This is a genomic window from Gammaproteobacteria bacterium, from assembly GCA_033720895.1.
Taxonomy (GTDB): Bacteria; Pseudomonadota; Gammaproteobacteria; order Natronospirales; family JAJUFS01; genus JAWWBS01.
Genome location: JAWWBS010000002.1, coordinates 1 through 14,218, shown reverse-complemented (window position 1 = coordinate 14,218; position 14,218 = coordinate 1). Strand labels below are relative to the sequence as shown.

The 14,218-nt window shown below is 60.6% G+C and carries 13 protein-coding genes; 11 read left to right on the top strand and 2 right to left on the bottom strand.

All coding sequences use genetic code 11. The features are described from left to right. The first annotated feature begins 118 nt into the window (after positions 1-118). The 4 genes from R3217_00715 to R3217_00700 all read left to right on the top strand — a co-directional run bounded on the left by R3217_00715 (position 119) and on the right by R3217_00700 (position 6,838). Positions 119-2,977 carry a 2-oxoglutarate dehydrogenase E1 component gene (locus R3217_00715; protein ID MDX1453955.1) on the top strand — a complete coding sequence of 953 codons (2,859 nt, stop codon included), beginning with the start codon at positions 119-121 and terminating at the stop codon, positions 2,975-2,977. Positions 2,978-2,979: 2 nt separating this feature from the next. Further along, positions 2,980-4,227 carry a 2-oxoglutarate dehydrogenase complex dihydrolipoyllysine-residue succinyltransferase gene (gene odhB / locus R3217_00710; GenBank protein ID MDX1453954.1) on the top strand — a complete coding sequence of 416 codons (1,248 nt, stop codon included), beginning with the start codon at positions 2,980-2,982 and terminating at the stop codon, positions 4,225-4,227. Between the two features lie 54 nt (positions 4,228-4,281). Next, a complete protein-coding gene (gene lpdA / locus R3217_00705; GenBank protein ID MDX1453953.1) occupies positions 4,282-5,721 on the top strand; it encodes a dihydrolipoyl dehydrogenase in 1,440 nt (479 codons plus the stop codon). A gap of 97 nt (positions 5,722-5,818) precedes the next feature. After that, positions 5,819-6,838, top strand: coding sequence for a polysaccharide deacetylase family protein (locus R3217_00700; protein ID MDX1453952.1), 1,020 nt, complete (start codon positions 5,819-5,821; stop codon positions 6,836-6,838). Here R3217_00700 and R3217_00695 read toward each other — a convergent pair whose 3' ends face one another. Both R3217_00695 and R3217_00690 read right to left on the bottom strand, forming a co-directional pair. Further along, entirely contained in the window at positions 6,839-7,756 is a 918-nt protein-coding gene (locus R3217_00695; GenBank protein ID MDX1453951.1) for a glucosaminidase domain-containing protein, read from the bottom strand. 39 nt (positions 7,757-7,795) lie between these two features. Further along, on the bottom strand, positions 7,796-9,886 hold the full coding sequence (locus R3217_00690) for a bifunctional (p)ppGpp synthetase/guanosine-3',5'-bis(diphosphate) 3'-pyrophosphohydrolase (protein ID MDX1453950.1): 2,091 nt from the start codon (positions 9,884-9,886) through the stop codon (positions 7,796-7,798). Between the two features lie 144 nt (positions 9,887-10,030). Here R3217_00690 and R3217_00685 point away from each other — a divergent pair, with 144 nt between their 5' ends. The 7 genes from R3217_00685 to R3217_00655 all read left to right on the top strand — a co-directional run. Continuing rightward, positions 10,031-10,618, top strand: coding sequence for a YfaZ family outer membrane protein (locus tag R3217_00685; protein MDX1453949.1), 588 nt, complete (start codon positions 10,031-10,033; stop codon positions 10,616-10,618). Between the two features lie 39 nt (positions 10,619-10,657). After that, positions 10,658-11,401, top strand: coding sequence for a YebC/PmpR family DNA-binding transcriptional regulator (locus R3217_00680; GenBank protein ID MDX1453948.1), 744 nt, complete (start codon positions 10,658-10,660; stop codon positions 11,399-11,401). An 18-nt stretch (positions 11,402-11,419) separates the two neighbouring features. Beyond that, the gene (gene ruvC / locus R3217_00675) at positions 11,420-11,953 is read left to right on the top strand and encodes a crossover junction endodeoxyribonuclease RuvC (protein ID MDX1453947.1); all 534 of its coding nucleotides are present in this window, start codon (positions 11,420-11,422) and stop codon (positions 11,951-11,953) included. Continuing rightward, positions 11,950-12,540: a Holliday junction branch migration protein RuvA gene (ruvA, locus tag R3217_00670; GenBank protein MDX1453946.1), complete on the top strand. Its 591-nt coding sequence runs from the start codon at positions 11,950-11,952 to the stop codon at positions 12,538-12,540. Before ruvC ends, ruvA begins: the two co-directional genes overlap by 4 nt. After that, the gene (gene ruvB / locus R3217_00665) at positions 12,537-13,583 is read left to right on the top strand and encodes a Holliday junction branch migration DNA helicase RuvB (GenBank protein ID MDX1453945.1); all 1,047 of its coding nucleotides are present in this window, start codon (positions 12,537-12,539) and stop codon (positions 13,581-13,583) included. Before ruvA ends, ruvB begins: the two co-directional genes overlap by 4 nt. Before the next feature lie 117 nt (positions 13,584-13,700). Continuing rightward, complete coding sequence (gene ybgC / locus R3217_00660; protein ID MDX1453944.1) at positions 13,701-14,108, top strand: tol-pal system-associated acyl-CoA thioesterase; 408 nt, start codon at positions 13,701-13,703, stop codon at positions 14,106-14,108. Further along, positions 14,105-14,218 (top strand): protein TolQ (locus R3217_00655; GenBank protein ID MDX1453943.1); only part of this gene is annotated, 114 nt, incomplete at its 3' end. The genes ybgC and R3217_00655, both read left to right, overlap by 4 nt.

Here is a 14,218-nt window from a genome sequence, read left to right as displayed (position 1 = left end):
TTGAAGTCGAAAAAGTTCCCGAAATTCAAGGGCTTGGGTGATGCGGCGACTGCAGGGCCCCGACCAAGGGGTTACCGTCATCAATTCCGCGACCAAGAAGGGCGTTGATAACAACACAATGAGTGACTCATACGAACAGCAATTGAAGTCCTCCCTTTTTTCCGGTGGCAATGCAGCCTACCTGGAAGAACTCTACGAACATTTCCTGGCTGATCCCTCCAGCCTGCCCGACGAATGGCAGGATTATTTCCGTGGCTTCGAGGCGGCGGGACACGAGGGCGGCGGCATTCCGCACGGCCCCATCAAGCAGGAATTCGCCGCGCGCGCCCGGCAGCCACGGCTGGCCGCCAGTGGTGGTGTCGATGAGAGCCTGATTCGCAAGCAGGCCTCGGTGATGCGCCTGATCGAGGCCTATCGCGGTCGCGGTCATCGGCGTGCCAAGACCGATCCGCTAGACCTGACCGAACTGCCCGACGTTCCGGACCTGACCCCGGCCTTCCATGGCCTGGGCGATTCGGACATGGACACCGAGTTCGCCACGCTTGCTGATGGCGGTGATGCCACCATGAAGCTGCGCGACCTGGTCTCCATGCTGGACGAGACCTACACCGGTTCCATCGGTTTCGAATACATGCATGTCACCAACTCGGAAGAGCGCGGCTGGCTGAAGCAGCAGATCGAAGGCAGTCGTGGCAAGGCGGACCTGCAGAAAGACGAAAAGATCAACCTGCTCGAGCAGCTGACGGCTGCCGAGGGCATGGAAAAATACCTGCATACGCGTTACGTGGGCCAGAAGCGATTTTCGCTGGAAGGTGGCGAGAGCCTCATTCCGATGTTGAACGACCTGATCCAGCAGGGCGGCAAGCAGGGCGTCGAAGAAATTGTGGTCGGCATGGCGCATCGCGGTCGCCTGAACGTGCTGATCAACGTGCTTGGCAAGAGCCCGTCGGAGCTGTTCTCCGAATTCGAAGGCAAACATGACAACCACGAAGATCGCTCGGGTGATGTGAAGTACCACCAGGGCTTCTCGTCCGACATCAAGACCGAAGGTGGCAATGTCCATCTCGCGCTGGCATTCAATCCGTCGCATCTCGAGATCGTCAATCCGGTGGTCGAAGGATCCGTGCGTGCTCGCCAGGATCGTCGTTGCGACAAGCATGGCGAAAAGGTCATGCCGATCCTGGTGCATGGCGACGCCGCCTTTGCGGGCCAGGGCGTGGTCATGGAAACGCTGCAGCTGTCGCAGGCGAGAGGTTTCGCCACCGGCGGCACGGTTCATATTGTCTGCAACAACCAGGTCGGATTCACGATTTCCGACCCGCGCGATGCGCGCTCGACGCCGTACTGCACCGACATTGCCAAGATGCTCGAGGCACCTATCCTGCACGTGAACGGTGACGACCCCGAGGCGGTCATCCATGCCACGCGCATTGCATTGAATTACCGCCAGCGCTTTCACAAGGACGTGGTAATCGACCTCGTCTGCTATCGCCGTCATGGTCACAACGAGGCCGACGAGCCTTCGGCTACCCAGCCGGTCATGTACAAGACCATTCGCGCCAAGAAAACCACGCGTGGCATTTATGCCGACCAGCTGGAAGGCGAGGGCGTGGTTGACGGCGATGCGATCAAGAAGATGCTGGACGACTATCGCGGCGGCCTGGAAGAGGGCCAGACGCGTGCCAAGTCGCATCTCGGCATGATCGGCAACGAATACACGGTCGACTGGTCGAAGTATTTCCGCCAGTCGCTGGAAGACGAAGTCGACACGACCATCAAGAAATCCGACGTCAAGAAGCTCGGCGATCGCATCATCGATGTCCCTGACGACGTCGAACTGCACAGCCGTGTCGAAAAGATCGTCGAGGGGCGTCGCAAGATGCTGGCCGGCGAGATCGACATGGACTGGGGTTTCGCCGAGACAATGGCCTATGCATCGCTGCTGACCTCCGGCAGCCCGGTACGCCTGGTCGGCCAGGATTCCGGACGCGGTACCTTTTTCCACCGCCATGCGGTCTGGCACAACCAGAAGGATGCCGGCACCTACGTGCCGCTCCGTCACCTGTCGGATGACCAGCGCAGTTTCACGGTAGTGGATTCACTGCTGTCGGAAGAAGCGGTGCTCGGTTTCGAATACGGTTACTGCACGGCTGATCCGACCACGCTGGTGATCTGGGAAGCCCAGTTCGGCGACTTCGCAAACGGGGCGCAGGTTGTGGTCGACCAGTTCCTGTCTTCTGGCGAGGCCAAGTGGGGCCGCCTCTGCGGCCTGGTCATGTTCCTGCCGCACGGTTACGAAGGACAAGGCCCCGAGCATTCCTCGGCGCGCCTCGAGCGCTACCTGCAGCTTTGTGCCCAGCACAACATGCAGGTCTGCGTACCGACCACGCCGGCCCAGATGTTCCACATGCTGCGCCGGCAGATGGTTCGCGAATTGCGCAAGCCGCTGATCGTGATGACGCCGAAGAGCCTGCTGCGCCACAAGCAGTCGGTTTCGCCGCTGTCGGACCTGACGGGTGGCAAGTTCCACCTGATCATCCCGGAAATCGACGACATCAAGCCCAAGTCGGTCAAGACGGTGGTCTTCTGTTCCGGCAAGGTCTATTACGACCTCCTGGAAGAGCGCCGCAATGAAGAGCTGGACGACGTCGCTCTGGTCCGCATCGAACAGCTGTATCCCTTCCCCGAGAAGGAATACGCAGAAGAGCTGGCAAAGTATTCGAATGCCACCGACATCGTCTGGTGCCAGGAAGAGCCGATGAACCAGGGTGCCTGGTACCAGATTCGTCACCGCCTCCAGGGTGGGCTCGGCAAGAAACACGAACTGCGCTACGCAGGCCGCGAACATGCGGCGTCGACGGCAGCTGGTTACTACCAGATGCATGTCGCAGAGCAGAAAGCATTGATTGATGACGCATTGAATGGCGGTCGCAACACTGCCAATTCCAACAAATCCAAGAAAACAGGTACGGAGTAGTCATGAGCACCGAAGTCAAGGTTCCGCAACTTCCGGAATCCGTCGCCGACGCGACGCTGGTCAACTGGCACAAGAAAGAGGGCGATTACGTCGAGCGCGACGAGAACCTCGTCGACATCGAGACCGACAAGGTCGTGCTCGAGTGCCCGGCACCGGCATCGGGTGTCCTGAAGTCGATCAAGGCCGAGGATGGCTCGACCGTCGGTAGCGATGAAGTGATTGCCGTGATCGAAGAGGGCGAAGGCGCTCCGGCCGGTGATTCTGATGGCGACAAGAAGGAAGACAAGCCTGCCGCCAGCCAGGAAAAGAGCGAGAGCAAGAGCGAGCAGAAGTCGAGCGGTGGCGACAAGCCATTGAGCCCGTCGGTTCGCCGCCTGGTCGAAGAGCATGACCTCGATCCGTCGAAGATCTCGGGTACCGGCAAGGACGGCCGCCTCACCAAGGCCGATGTGCTGGATTACATGGAGAACGGTGGCGACAAGGGCGGCAGCCAGCCGGCCGACAAGTCGTCAGCGGCTAGCGGTTCGGCAGCGCCGGCCGCGCGAGGCAGTCGTGAAGAGCGTCGCGTGCCGATGACCCGCCTGCGTTCGCGCATTGCCGAGCGCATGATGGAAGCCAACAACGACACCGCGATGCTGACCTCGTTCAACGAGATCGACATGACGGCTGTCATGGAACTGCGCAAGAAGTACAAGGAATCCTTCGAGAAGGAGCACGGCATCAAGCTCGGCTTCATGTCCTTCTTTGTCAAGGCGGCGCTGGAAGCGCTGAAGAAGTTCCCGGTCGTTAATGCCTCCATCGAAGGCAACGACATCATCTACCACGACTACTTCGACGTCGGCATTGCCGTGTCGACCGAAAAGGGCCTGGTCGTGCCGGTGCTGCGTGACGTCGATCAGATGAGTCTCGCCGACATCGAGCGCACCCTGGCGGACTTCGCCGGCAAGGCACGCGACGGCAAGCTGGCGCTGGAGGACATGACCGGCGGCACCTTCACCATCACCAATGGCGGCGTGTTCGGTTCGCTTTTCTCGACGCCGATCCTGAACCGTCCGCAAAGCGCGATCCTCGGCATGCATGCCATCAAGGAACGTGCTGTGGTCGTGGATGGCAAGGTCGAGGCGCGACCGATGATGTACATCGCCCTGACCTACGATCATCGCATCGTCGATGGCAAGGAAGCGGTGCTGACGCTGGTGACCATCAAGAACATGCTGGAAGATCCGGCTCGACTCCTCATGGGCGTCTGAGCAGGATCCGGCAATCGAACTCGAAACTGACTTGAACAAGATTTAGGAGTTGTAATGGCTAAGTCCTACGACGTGATCGTCATCGGTGGTGGTCCCGCCGGTTACCCGGCAGCGATTCGCGCCGCCCAGAACGGTTTCAAGGTGGCATGCATTGATTCGTGGAAGAACTTCGATGGTTCGCATGCCTTTGGTGGTACCTGCCTGAACGCAGGCTGCATTCCCTCCAAGGCGATGCTCGAATCTTCGGAAATGTTCCACAAGGCGAATCACGAGCTCTCGAAGCATGGCGTCAAGCTGGGCAAGGTCGAGCTCGACCTCAAGACCATGCAGGAACGCCGTGCCGGCATCGTCAAGCAGCTGACCAGCGGCATCGGCCAGTTGCTGAAGGGCAACGGCGTCGATCCGATCAAGGGACACGGTCGCCTGTTGAAGGACGGCAAGGTCGAGGTCACCGACTTCGACGACGATTCCAAGAAGGAAGTGCTGGAAGGCAAGCACATCGTGATCGCTGCGGGTTCGCAGCCGATCGAACTGAAGTCGGTCGCACCGTTCGATGATGAAGTGATCGTCGACTCCTGGCGTGCCCTGGAATGGGACAGCGTGCCGAAGAAGCTCGGTGTCATCGGTGGTGGTGTCATCGGCCTGGAAATGGGCAGCGTCTGGAAGCGCCTTGGTGCCGAAGTTACCGTTTTCGAAGCGATGGACAACTTCCTGTTCATGGCCGACCAGCAGGTTGCCAAGGTCGCGCAGCGCGATTTCAAGAAGCTGGGTCTCGACATCAAGCTGGGTGCCAAGGTCAGCAAGGCCAAGGCAAACAAGAAATCGGTAACGGTGACTTACGAAGACAAGTCCGGCGAGCAGGAAATGAAGTTCGACAAGCTGATCGTCGCGGTCGGCCGTCGCCCTTACACCGAGAACCTGCTGGAAGATGGTTGTGGCGTGAACCTCGACGATCGTGGCTTCATCAAGGTTGACGAAGAGTGCCGTACCGACAAGGCCAACATCTATGCCATTGGCGACTGCGTGCGCGGCCCGATGCTGGCGCACAAGGCCACCGAGGAAGGCATCATGGTCGCGGACCTGATTGCCGGCAAGGTGGCGGAAGTGAATTACGACGTCATCCCGTCGGTCATCTATACCCACCCGGAAGTGGCATGGGTCGGCAAGACCGAAGAGCAGCTGAAGGAAGAGGGTGTGCCTTACAAGGCTGGTACCTTCAACATGGCTGCCAACGGACGTGCCAAGGCCATGGAAGCGGCTTCCGGCCTGATCAAGTTCCTGGCGCATGAAAAATCTGACGAGATCCTCGGCGTGCACATCGTCGGTCCGATGGCCTCCGAGCTGATTGCCGAGGCTGTGGTGGCAATGGAATTCCGCGCCAGCGCGGAAGATATCCAGCGCACCATTCATGCGCATCCGGCGCTGGCCGAGGGCATGCATGAGGCGGCGCTGGCCGTGGACAACATGGCCATTCACGCCATCAACAAGAAGTAATCGCTGCAGGCAGCAGCGTGAAACGAAACGGAGCGCACTGCGCTCCGTTTTTTTTTGTGGCATCTTCGGGCAAATCCTGAGAACCAGGAGGAAGTGCATGCGCCTGCTTTGTCTAGTTGTCCTGTTCCTTGCCGCACCCGCCCAGGCGGGCGTCGTGTTCATGTATCACCGCTTCGGCGAAAGCGAGTACCCTTCGACGAATATCCGCATGGAGCAGTTCGAGCGCCAGCTCGAGTATCTTGCGGAGAACGGGTACGAGGTCTGGCCGCTTCCGAGACTGGCAGCTGCCCTCGAGGCAGGCGAGAACATCCCGGACAGGGTGGTCGCACTGACCATCGACGATGCCTATGCGAGCGTTCATGGCAAGGCATGGCCATTGCTGCGTCGATACGATTTCCCGTTCACGGTGTTCGTCTCGACCGACATGGTGGACTCTGGTGCGAGCGATTACATGAGCTGGCAGCAGTTGCGCGAGCTGCATGCGGCGGGCGTTACCCTGGCAAACCATACCGCCACCCATGATTACCTGGTGCGGCGGAAGGATGCTGAATCCGAGACGGCATGGCTGAGGCGGGTCTCTTCCGATATCGGCAAGGCCCAGCGGCGGTTGCAGGAGGAGCTGGGCAAGGAAGCGAACGAATCACCACGGCTCTTTGCCTGGCCCTACGGTGAATACAGCCTTGCCTTGAAGGATCGTGTCGAGAAAATGGGCTACCTGGCCTTCGGCCAGCATTCTGGCGCCGTCTACCCGGGAGCGGACTTGCAGGCCTTGCCGCGTTTCCCGGTCAACGAACGTTATGGCGAGCTGGATGACTTTTCACTGAAAGCCGGAACGCGTGGTTTCCCCGTGCAGACGGTCTCTCCCGTCGATCCCGTTCGGAATGATGCCGTGGCACCGGAACTGCGAATCCGTTTCGGCAACAGTGATGCTCGCCTGGGCGAGATGGTCTGTTATTTCGGCAGTGAGCGGATCGAGCCCGAGCAGGTTTCGCCGGGCGAGTTCGTGGTCCAGGCAGGCGGCGATCTGCCGATGGGTCGCTCACGCTACAACTGCACCGCACCGGGTCCGGACGGGCGCTATTACTGGTACAGCCACCTGTGGATCAGGACGCGTTGATCACTTTCCGCCCGACTGCGCTTCGAGTTGCAGGCGTTTCAGTTCGTCCAGGTCGTTCTGTCGAAGCATCGCGGCGAGTTCCTCGACGTAGGCCTCGCCACGCTGGGAGTAGCTGTCCAGCTCTGGAGCCAGGGTCAACGGATCGGGTTGTTTTCCCTGTGCGCGCTGGCTGGCGCGCAATTCGCGAAAGCCGCGGTACGCCGAGCCGGTATTGAGGGTGTACATGTAATTGGCGACCGAAGCGCGAAGGTTCTCGAAAATGCGCACGTAATGACTGGCGTCCTCGCTGCGTTCCGAGGGTTCGAGTCCCTTGTCGGGATCCCAGGTCCACATGCCGAACAGGTTGTTTGCCTCGCGCGCGAAACGGGAGGTACCCCAGCCAGATTCGTTGGCGGCCTGGGCCAGCGCCAGCCCTGGCGGAATGATGTCGACCCGCAGCAGCAGCTCGTCTTCCATGTCCGGCGTGAAATTCCTCCCGTCCATGCCATAGCGTTCCGACATCACCAGCAATTCGCGTTCGACCTTGCTGTTGGCCGGGCCGGCTCGTCGTGCCGCCAGCAGTTCCGTCAGCCGGCGTCGATCTGCCCGGATGCGCGCGTTTTCGGCCGCGACCAGCGGCGCGAGGATCCGGAAGAACACGGCTTTCTTCTCGGCAACCGGCAATGCATCCATGTCCTCGGGCAGGGCTTGCACCGAAATGGGCGGCAAGGGAACTTCGGGCGGCCAGTGGTATCCGGTTTCCGCAAACCGGGTCGCCAGGTCCTTGCTGTCGCGCTCGCTCCAGCGCTCCCAGCTGATGTTTTCATGGAGGTTTGCAGCGCCAGGCAGCAGCACTCGTCCGAATACCGCAAGCAGCAGCACGCTGCCGGCTGCCAGCAGGACGATTCCCCAGTTATGCAAGCGCTCTTGGTCTGCCATGGTCACCGATCAATGTTGTCGTTCATGAAGGTGCCGCCATCAATGGCGGCCTACGCGCCGGGCGTCGAAAACACCGGGCATCGACGCCAGACGGTGCAGTGCGCGACCCAGTTCGTCAAGGTCTGAGACTTCCAGCGTCAAGGAGAGTTCAACCACATCCTCCTCCTCCAGCCGCCGGGTATTCAATGAGAGAATGTTCAGCTTCTGGTCGCTCATCAAGGCCGTCACGTCGCGCAAGAGTCCGCGGCGATCGTGCGCTTCGATGCGAACATTGACGGCATGGCGCTGGCCTTCATCTTCACCCCAGGACACCGGAATCACGCGGTTTGGTTCCTGGTTTTCCAGGTGCATGAGATGCGGGCAGTCTGCCCGGTGAATCGAAACACCGCGACCACGGGTGATGAATCCCCGAATGGCATCGGGTGGCACGGGCTGGCAGCAGCGCGCCGGGTGCGAGGCGAGGTCATCGACACCGCTCACCAGGAATTTCTGACGTGTGCGCCTCGCCGTGGCCTGGCGCGGCCGGATTTCGGGTTCGTCCAGGCCGGCCAGCCTTTGCAGGGCATTGTCCACCTGGTGGGCGGAAACATCGCCAGCTCCGACAGCAAGGCAGATGGCGTCGGCATCGCGAAGCTTGAAGTGGCGCGCAAGGGTCTCGATGTCGATACCTTCCACGCCCAGGCGTGCGATTTCCCGTTCGAGGATTGCCCGGCCTCGCGCGAGATTCGTCTCGTGCGACTGCTGTCGGAACCAGTAGCGAATCTTGTCGCGTGCCCGCGAACTGACCACATAGCCGTATTGCGCGTTCAACCAGTCACGCGACGGATCACCTTGCTTTGCCGTGATGATCTCGACCCGATCGCCCGTGTGCAGTTTCTCTGTCAATGGCACGATGGCGCCATTTACCTTGGCGCCGCGACAACGATGACCGACCTCGGTATGGACATGGTAGGCAAAGTCGATAGGCGTGGATCCGACGGGCAGGTCGATGATCGCGCCCTTCGGGCTCAGCACGTAGATGCGATCGTTGAAGACCTCGTCCTGGAAGCGATCGAGAAAGTTCTCGTCGTTCTCCGCATCCAGCAATTGCCGCAGCCAGGAGACCTTCTCTTCCAGGCCAACGTCACGACCGCCTCCTTCCTTGTAGCGCCAATGGGCGGCCACGCCGAGTTCGGCATGATTGTGCATGTCCCAGGTTCGGATCTGGATTTCCAGGGTGCGTCTTTCCGGACCAATCACGGCGGTATGCAGGGACTGGTAGTTGTTTCCCTTGGGCGTGGCGATGTAGTCGTCGAACTCCTTCGGAATGTGGCGCCATTGGCCATGGACAATGCCCAGCACGGTGTAGCAGTCGCGCACGCTCTCGACAAGGATCCGGACTGCGCGAAGGTCGAAGAGCTCGTCGAGATCGACATCCTTGCGTTGCAGCTTCTTCCAGATGCTGAAGATGTGCTTCGGACGCCCCTTGATGGATGCCTTGATCCCGCTGTCGTCCAGCAGTTCCTGCAGCTCGGTGATCACACCACTGATGTAGCGTTCCCGCTCGCTGCGCTTTTCCTGCAGGCTGGTGGCGATCTGCTTGTAGGTATCCGGATCGGAATAGCGGAAGGCGATGTCCTCGAGCTTCCACTTCAACTGCCAGATGCCGAGGCGGTTGGCGAGCGGCGCATAGACCTCAAGAACATGTCGTGCAGCCTGGGCCTGGGAAAGCCTGTCCGACCCTTTCAGGTCCTCAAGCTCCAGCAGGACCTGGCCGAGCCTTAGAATCAGCATGCGGATATCGCTGACAATGCTCAGCAGCATCTGGCGAATGTTTTCTGCCTGGGCCCGCGGCACCGGGTGATCGGCATCCAGCGTCAGGTCGTCGCCAGGCCGGGGCAGGCGCGCAGCTCCCAGTGCCAGCTGTGCCAGGTCAGGGCTCAGGGCCTGCTCCAGCGCCGCGTCGTCGAGAGCGCCCGCTTCGATGGCCGGCAACAGCAGGGCGGCCGCTTCGATATCGGCCTGCAGGCCCAGTTCGGCGACATGGCGGCGCAGATCCCTGCCGCGCGCCTGCAGTGCTGGCGAAATATTCACCAGCAGCTGCTCGGCTGCCTGCAATTCCGGATTTTCGGTGGAATGGTTTGAATTCATGAGGGTTTTTGTCGGTCAGAACCTGTGCAGTCTGCTCCCAAAGCAACCATCAAAGCGGTTATGATACGCGGCGAGACACGGAAACAGGGCCGCTGCCCGCGACCCGGGTTTCAAATCAAAGGCGGAGCCAAGGGAGCCCCACGAATGCCGTTCCAGACACCTTTATATAATGCGTTCCGTTCCATTGCCATCGCATCGCTGCTCGCCGTCGCGTTGAATGCGCCGGTCGCTGCAGCCGAGCTGAATTTCAATGTCAGCGACGAGGCGGCCAAGATTGACTATGCCAGCAACTACTCCGGCGGCAGCCGGATCAGCACGGGCCTGCTGCACAATGACGAAAACGCCGATGTTTATGTCGGGCACCTCGGCCTGCACCTGGTCGACAATGCCGCGACCGAGGCCCGGCCGGTCATCGTCGGCCTGGGTGGCAAGCTGCTGTTTGTCGACAGTGATGTCCAGAGTGGCAGTGCCATCGCCCTCGGCAGCTTCTTCCGCTTCAATTTCGCCCAGGCCAATCGTTTTGCCGTGGCGGGATCCGTGCACTACGCGCCCGATGTCATCGCATTCAATGATCTCACGCAGTACATCGAATACGACATTCGTGCCGAGTATGAAGTCCTGAAGAACGCGAGTATCTACCTCGGGTATCGCAACCTGGAGGTGGAGGTCGACGGTGCTGTCGATGTGGAGCTGGATGACGGCCTGCATTTCGGCATGCGCTTCGTCTTCTGATCCGATTCATCCACGTTCAGTCCAGAGGAAAGTTTCACTATGGCCGGTCACAGCAAATGGGCCAACATCAAGCACAAGAAGGCACGTGAAGATGCCAAGCGCGGCAAGATCTTCACCAAGCTGATTCGCGAAATAACGACAGCGGCACGACAGGGCGATCCCGATCCGGCGACCAATCCGCGTCTCAGGCTGGCGGTCGACAAGGCCTACGGTGCCAACATGCCGAAGGATACCGTCGAGCGAGCCATCAAGCGTGGCAGCGGCGAAACCGATGGTGCGGCAATCGAGGAAATCCGTTACGAAGGTTATGGCATCGGCGGCGTGGCGGTAATGGTCGACTGCATGACCGACAATCGCAATCGTACCGCTGCGGAGGTGCGCCATGCCTTCACCAAGAACGGTGGCAATCTCGGTGCCGACGGCGCCGTTGCCTACCTGTTTACGGAGCAGGGCGTGCTGAGTTACGGCGCGGACACCGACGAAGAGAAGTTGATGGAGGCCGCACTTGAGGCCGGCGCCGAAGACATCGTGTCGAACGATGACGGCAGCTTCGAAGTGCTGACGACACCTGGCAATTACATCGAGGTCAAGGAGGCGCTCGGCAAGGCCGGTCTCGAGCCCGAGCACGCCGAGGTGACGCAGCGACCATCGACGCTGGCCGAGGTTGACGCCGAGGCGGCGCCGACCATTGTCAAGATGATCGACATGCTGGAAGACCTGGATGACGTGCAGGCGGTTTACTCGAACGCCGATTTTGCGGAGGGTGCGCTGGATTCGCTGTAAGCGATTCCGGTGACCTGCATGGCGCGCATCCTCGGCATCGACCCCGGTTCCCTGCTGACAGGCTGGGGAATCGTCGATACCGAGGGCGCCACTGTCAGGCTGGTAGCGAGCGGCACGATTCGCACCAATGGTGTCGAATTCGTCGAGCGCCTGCGAATCATCGCGGCAGAAGTGGCGGAAGTGGTTGCAATGCACGCACCGGACGAGGTGGCTGTCGAAAGCGCTTTCGTGCAGAAGAACGCGTCCAGCGCACTGAAGCTCGGACACGCTCGTGCTGCTGCGATTTGCGGCACCTTCGGCAGGCAGTTGCCGATTTCCGAATATGCGCCTCGTGCGGTCAAGCAGGCTGTCGTCGGCAAGGGCGCAGCCGACAAGCAGCAGGTGCAGCACATGGTATCGGTCCTGCTGGGTATCAAGACGCCGCTGCAGGCCGATGAGAGTGACGCACTGGGCGTGGCGCTATGCCATGCCTTCCAGCGCAACATGCGAGGCAAGGTCGGCGAGCTCGGCAACCTCGCTTCGCGAACGAGACGGGGAGGGCGACGTCGATGATCGGTTTCTTGCGGGGTACCTTGCTGCTCAAGCAGCCGCCGTTGCTGCTGGTGGATGTGCAGGGCGTCGGATATGAAGTCGAGGCACCGATGTCCACCTTCTACGAACTTCCCGACACCGGCAATGAAATCACCCTGCAGACGCACCTGGTGGTGCGTGACGATGCGCACCTGCTGTTCGGCTTTGCCACCAGCGGCGAGCGCGCACTGTTTCGCGAGCTGATCAAGGTCAGTGGTGTCGGTGCCCGTGTCGCCTTGACGATTCTTTCCGGTGCCAGCGTCGACCAGTTTTCCAGGGCCGTGCACGAGGGCGATGCAGCCTCGCTGACCCGGCTGCCCGGTATCGGCAAGAAGACGGCCGAGCGACTCATTATCGAAATGCGTGACAAGCTGGACAAGGGCAGCTTCGAAGCTTCCATTGGCAGCTCCGGGGCTGCGCCGCAGCCGGTTGACGAAGCCATGGATGCGCTGGTTGCGCTGGGCTACAAGCCGGCAGAGGCACAGCGCATGCTGAAGGCTGTTGCAGCGGATGACCTTGGCAGTGAAGAACTCATCCGCCTGGCATTGCAGGCTTCCATCAGGAAATGAACATGGAAGACGAACGACTGATCAGCGGACTGGCCAGCGGTGACGACGATGTCATCGATCGTGCCATCCGTCCGAAGAAGCTCGAGGATTACGTCGGCCAGCCGATCGTGCGCGAGCAGATGGAAATCTTCATCGAGGCGGCGCGCAAGCGGCGTGAGGCACTGGACCATGTCCTTATCTTCGGACCGCCGGGACTGGGCAAGACCACGCTGGCACACATCATTGCCAACGAGCTCGGCGTCAACCTGCGCCAGACTTCCGGTCCGGTGCTGGAGCGCGCGGGCGACCTGGCGGCCTTGCTGACCAATCTCGAAGAGAATGACGTCCTGTTCGTGGACGAGATCCATCGCCTCAGCCCGGTAGTCGAGGAAGTGCTGTATCCGGCGATGGAGGACTACCAGATCGACATCATGATCGGTGATGGTCCGGGGGCGCGCTCGGTCAAGCTCGACCTGCCGCCTTTCACGCTCGTCGGCGCCACGACCCGTGCCGGCTTGCTCACTTCGCCGCTGCGGGATCGCTTCGGCATCGTGCAACGTCTCGAATTCTATTCCAACGAGGATCTCGCCAGCATCGTCAGTCGCTCGGCCGGCATCCTGAATCTCGATATCAAGGAAGAGGGTGCCGTGGAGATCGCGCAGCGCTCGCGCGGCACGCCGCGTATTGCCAATCGCCTGCTGCGTCGTGTCAGGGACTATGCCGAAGTCAAGGCGGACGGTGCCGTCTCGGCGGATATCGCGCATGCTGCATTGGACATGCTGGATGTGGACAAGCATGGCTTCGATGTCATGGACCGCAAGCTGCTGCTGGCCATCATCGAGAAATTCGACGGCGGCCCGGTCGGCGTGGAGTCGCTGGCTGCAGCCATTGGCGAGGAGCGGGGCACCATAGAGGACGTGATCGAACCCTTCCTGATCCAGCAGGGCTTCCTGAAGCGGACGGCACGTGGTCGCATGGCGACGCGCTCGGCCTATGCCCATTTCGGCCTGGTGGCCCCGGGTGGCCAGGGGCAAGCGGGGGACCTGTTCGACCATAACGGTTGAGCAACGACCGATCGGTCCTGCGGATAGTGAACTTTTCGTGAATTGGCGGTGCAACACCGTGCAGGGCGCCGACGAAGCAGACACAATGATCGGCAATTCAGCCATGGGGTGGATGGTGTGACTGAGCAATTCAGATGGCCTGTTCGGGTGTACTACGAAGACACGGATGCCGGTGGCGTCGTCTTCTATGCGAACTACCTGAAGTACCTGGAACGAGCCCGTACCGAATGGCTGCGCTCGATGGGTTTCGAGCAACAGCGGATGATCGAGGAGCAGGATGCGCTGTTTGCCGTCGTGTCCATCGAAGGAAACTACCGCAAGCCGGCACGACTGGACGACGAACTGGCCGTTACGGTGGAGGTCGAGGCGAGCGGTCGCAGCTCCTTGCTGTTCCGGCAACGGGTTGTCCGCAAGCAGGATGACATGCTGCTGTTCGACGGCACCGTCAAGGTGGCCTGCCTGACCGCATCGACATTTCGTCCGCAAGCCATTCTTGCCAATGTCCGGGAGAAGTTCTCAGCATGAGTACCGATCTTTCCTTTTTCGAACTGATTGCCAACGCCAGTTTCCTCGTGCAGCTCGTGATGCTGGCACTGCTGCTGGCTTCCTTTGCATCCTGGATGCTGATTTTCCGG

Excerpts from the sequence above, each read along its gene's own strand:
- R3217_00715 (MDX1453955.1), top strand. The coding sequence starts at position 119 with ATGAGTGACTCATACGAACAGCAATTGAAGTCCTCCCTTTTTTCCGGT.
- odhB (MDX1453954.1), top strand. The coding sequence starts at position 2,980 with ATGAGCACCGAAGTCAAGGTTCCGCAACTTCCGGAATCCGTCGCCGAC.
- lpdA (MDX1453953.1), top strand. The coding sequence starts at position 4,282 with ATGGCTAAGTCCTACGACGTGATCGTCATCGGTGGTGGTCCCGCCGGT.
- R3217_00700 (MDX1453952.1), top strand. The coding sequence starts at position 5,819 with ATGCGCCTGCTTTGTCTAGTTGTCCTGTTCCTTGCCGCACCCGCCCAG.
- R3217_00695 (MDX1453951.1), bottom strand. The coding sequence starts at position 7,756 with ATGGCAGACCAAGAGCGCTTGCATAACTGGGGAATCGTCCTGCTGGCA.
- R3217_00690 (MDX1453950.1), bottom strand. The coding sequence starts at position 9,886 with ATGAATTCAAACCATTCCACCGAAAATCCGGAATTGCAGGCAGCCGAG.
- R3217_00685 (MDX1453949.1), top strand. The coding sequence starts at position 10,031 with ATGCCGTTCCAGACACCTTTATATAATGCGTTCCGTTCCATTGCCATC.
- R3217_00680 (MDX1453948.1), top strand. The coding sequence starts at position 10,658 with ATGGCCGGTCACAGCAAATGGGCCAACATCAAGCACAAGAAGGCACGT.
- ruvC (MDX1453947.1), top strand. The coding sequence starts at position 11,420 with ATGGCGCGCATCCTCGGCATCGACCCCGGTTCCCTGCTGACAGGCTGG.
- ruvA (MDX1453946.1), top strand. The coding sequence starts at position 11,950 with ATGATCGGTTTCTTGCGGGGTACCTTGCTGCTCAAGCAGCCGCCGTTG.
- ruvB (MDX1453945.1), top strand. The coding sequence starts at position 12,537 with ATGAACATGGAAGACGAACGACTGATCAGCGGACTGGCCAGCGGTGAC.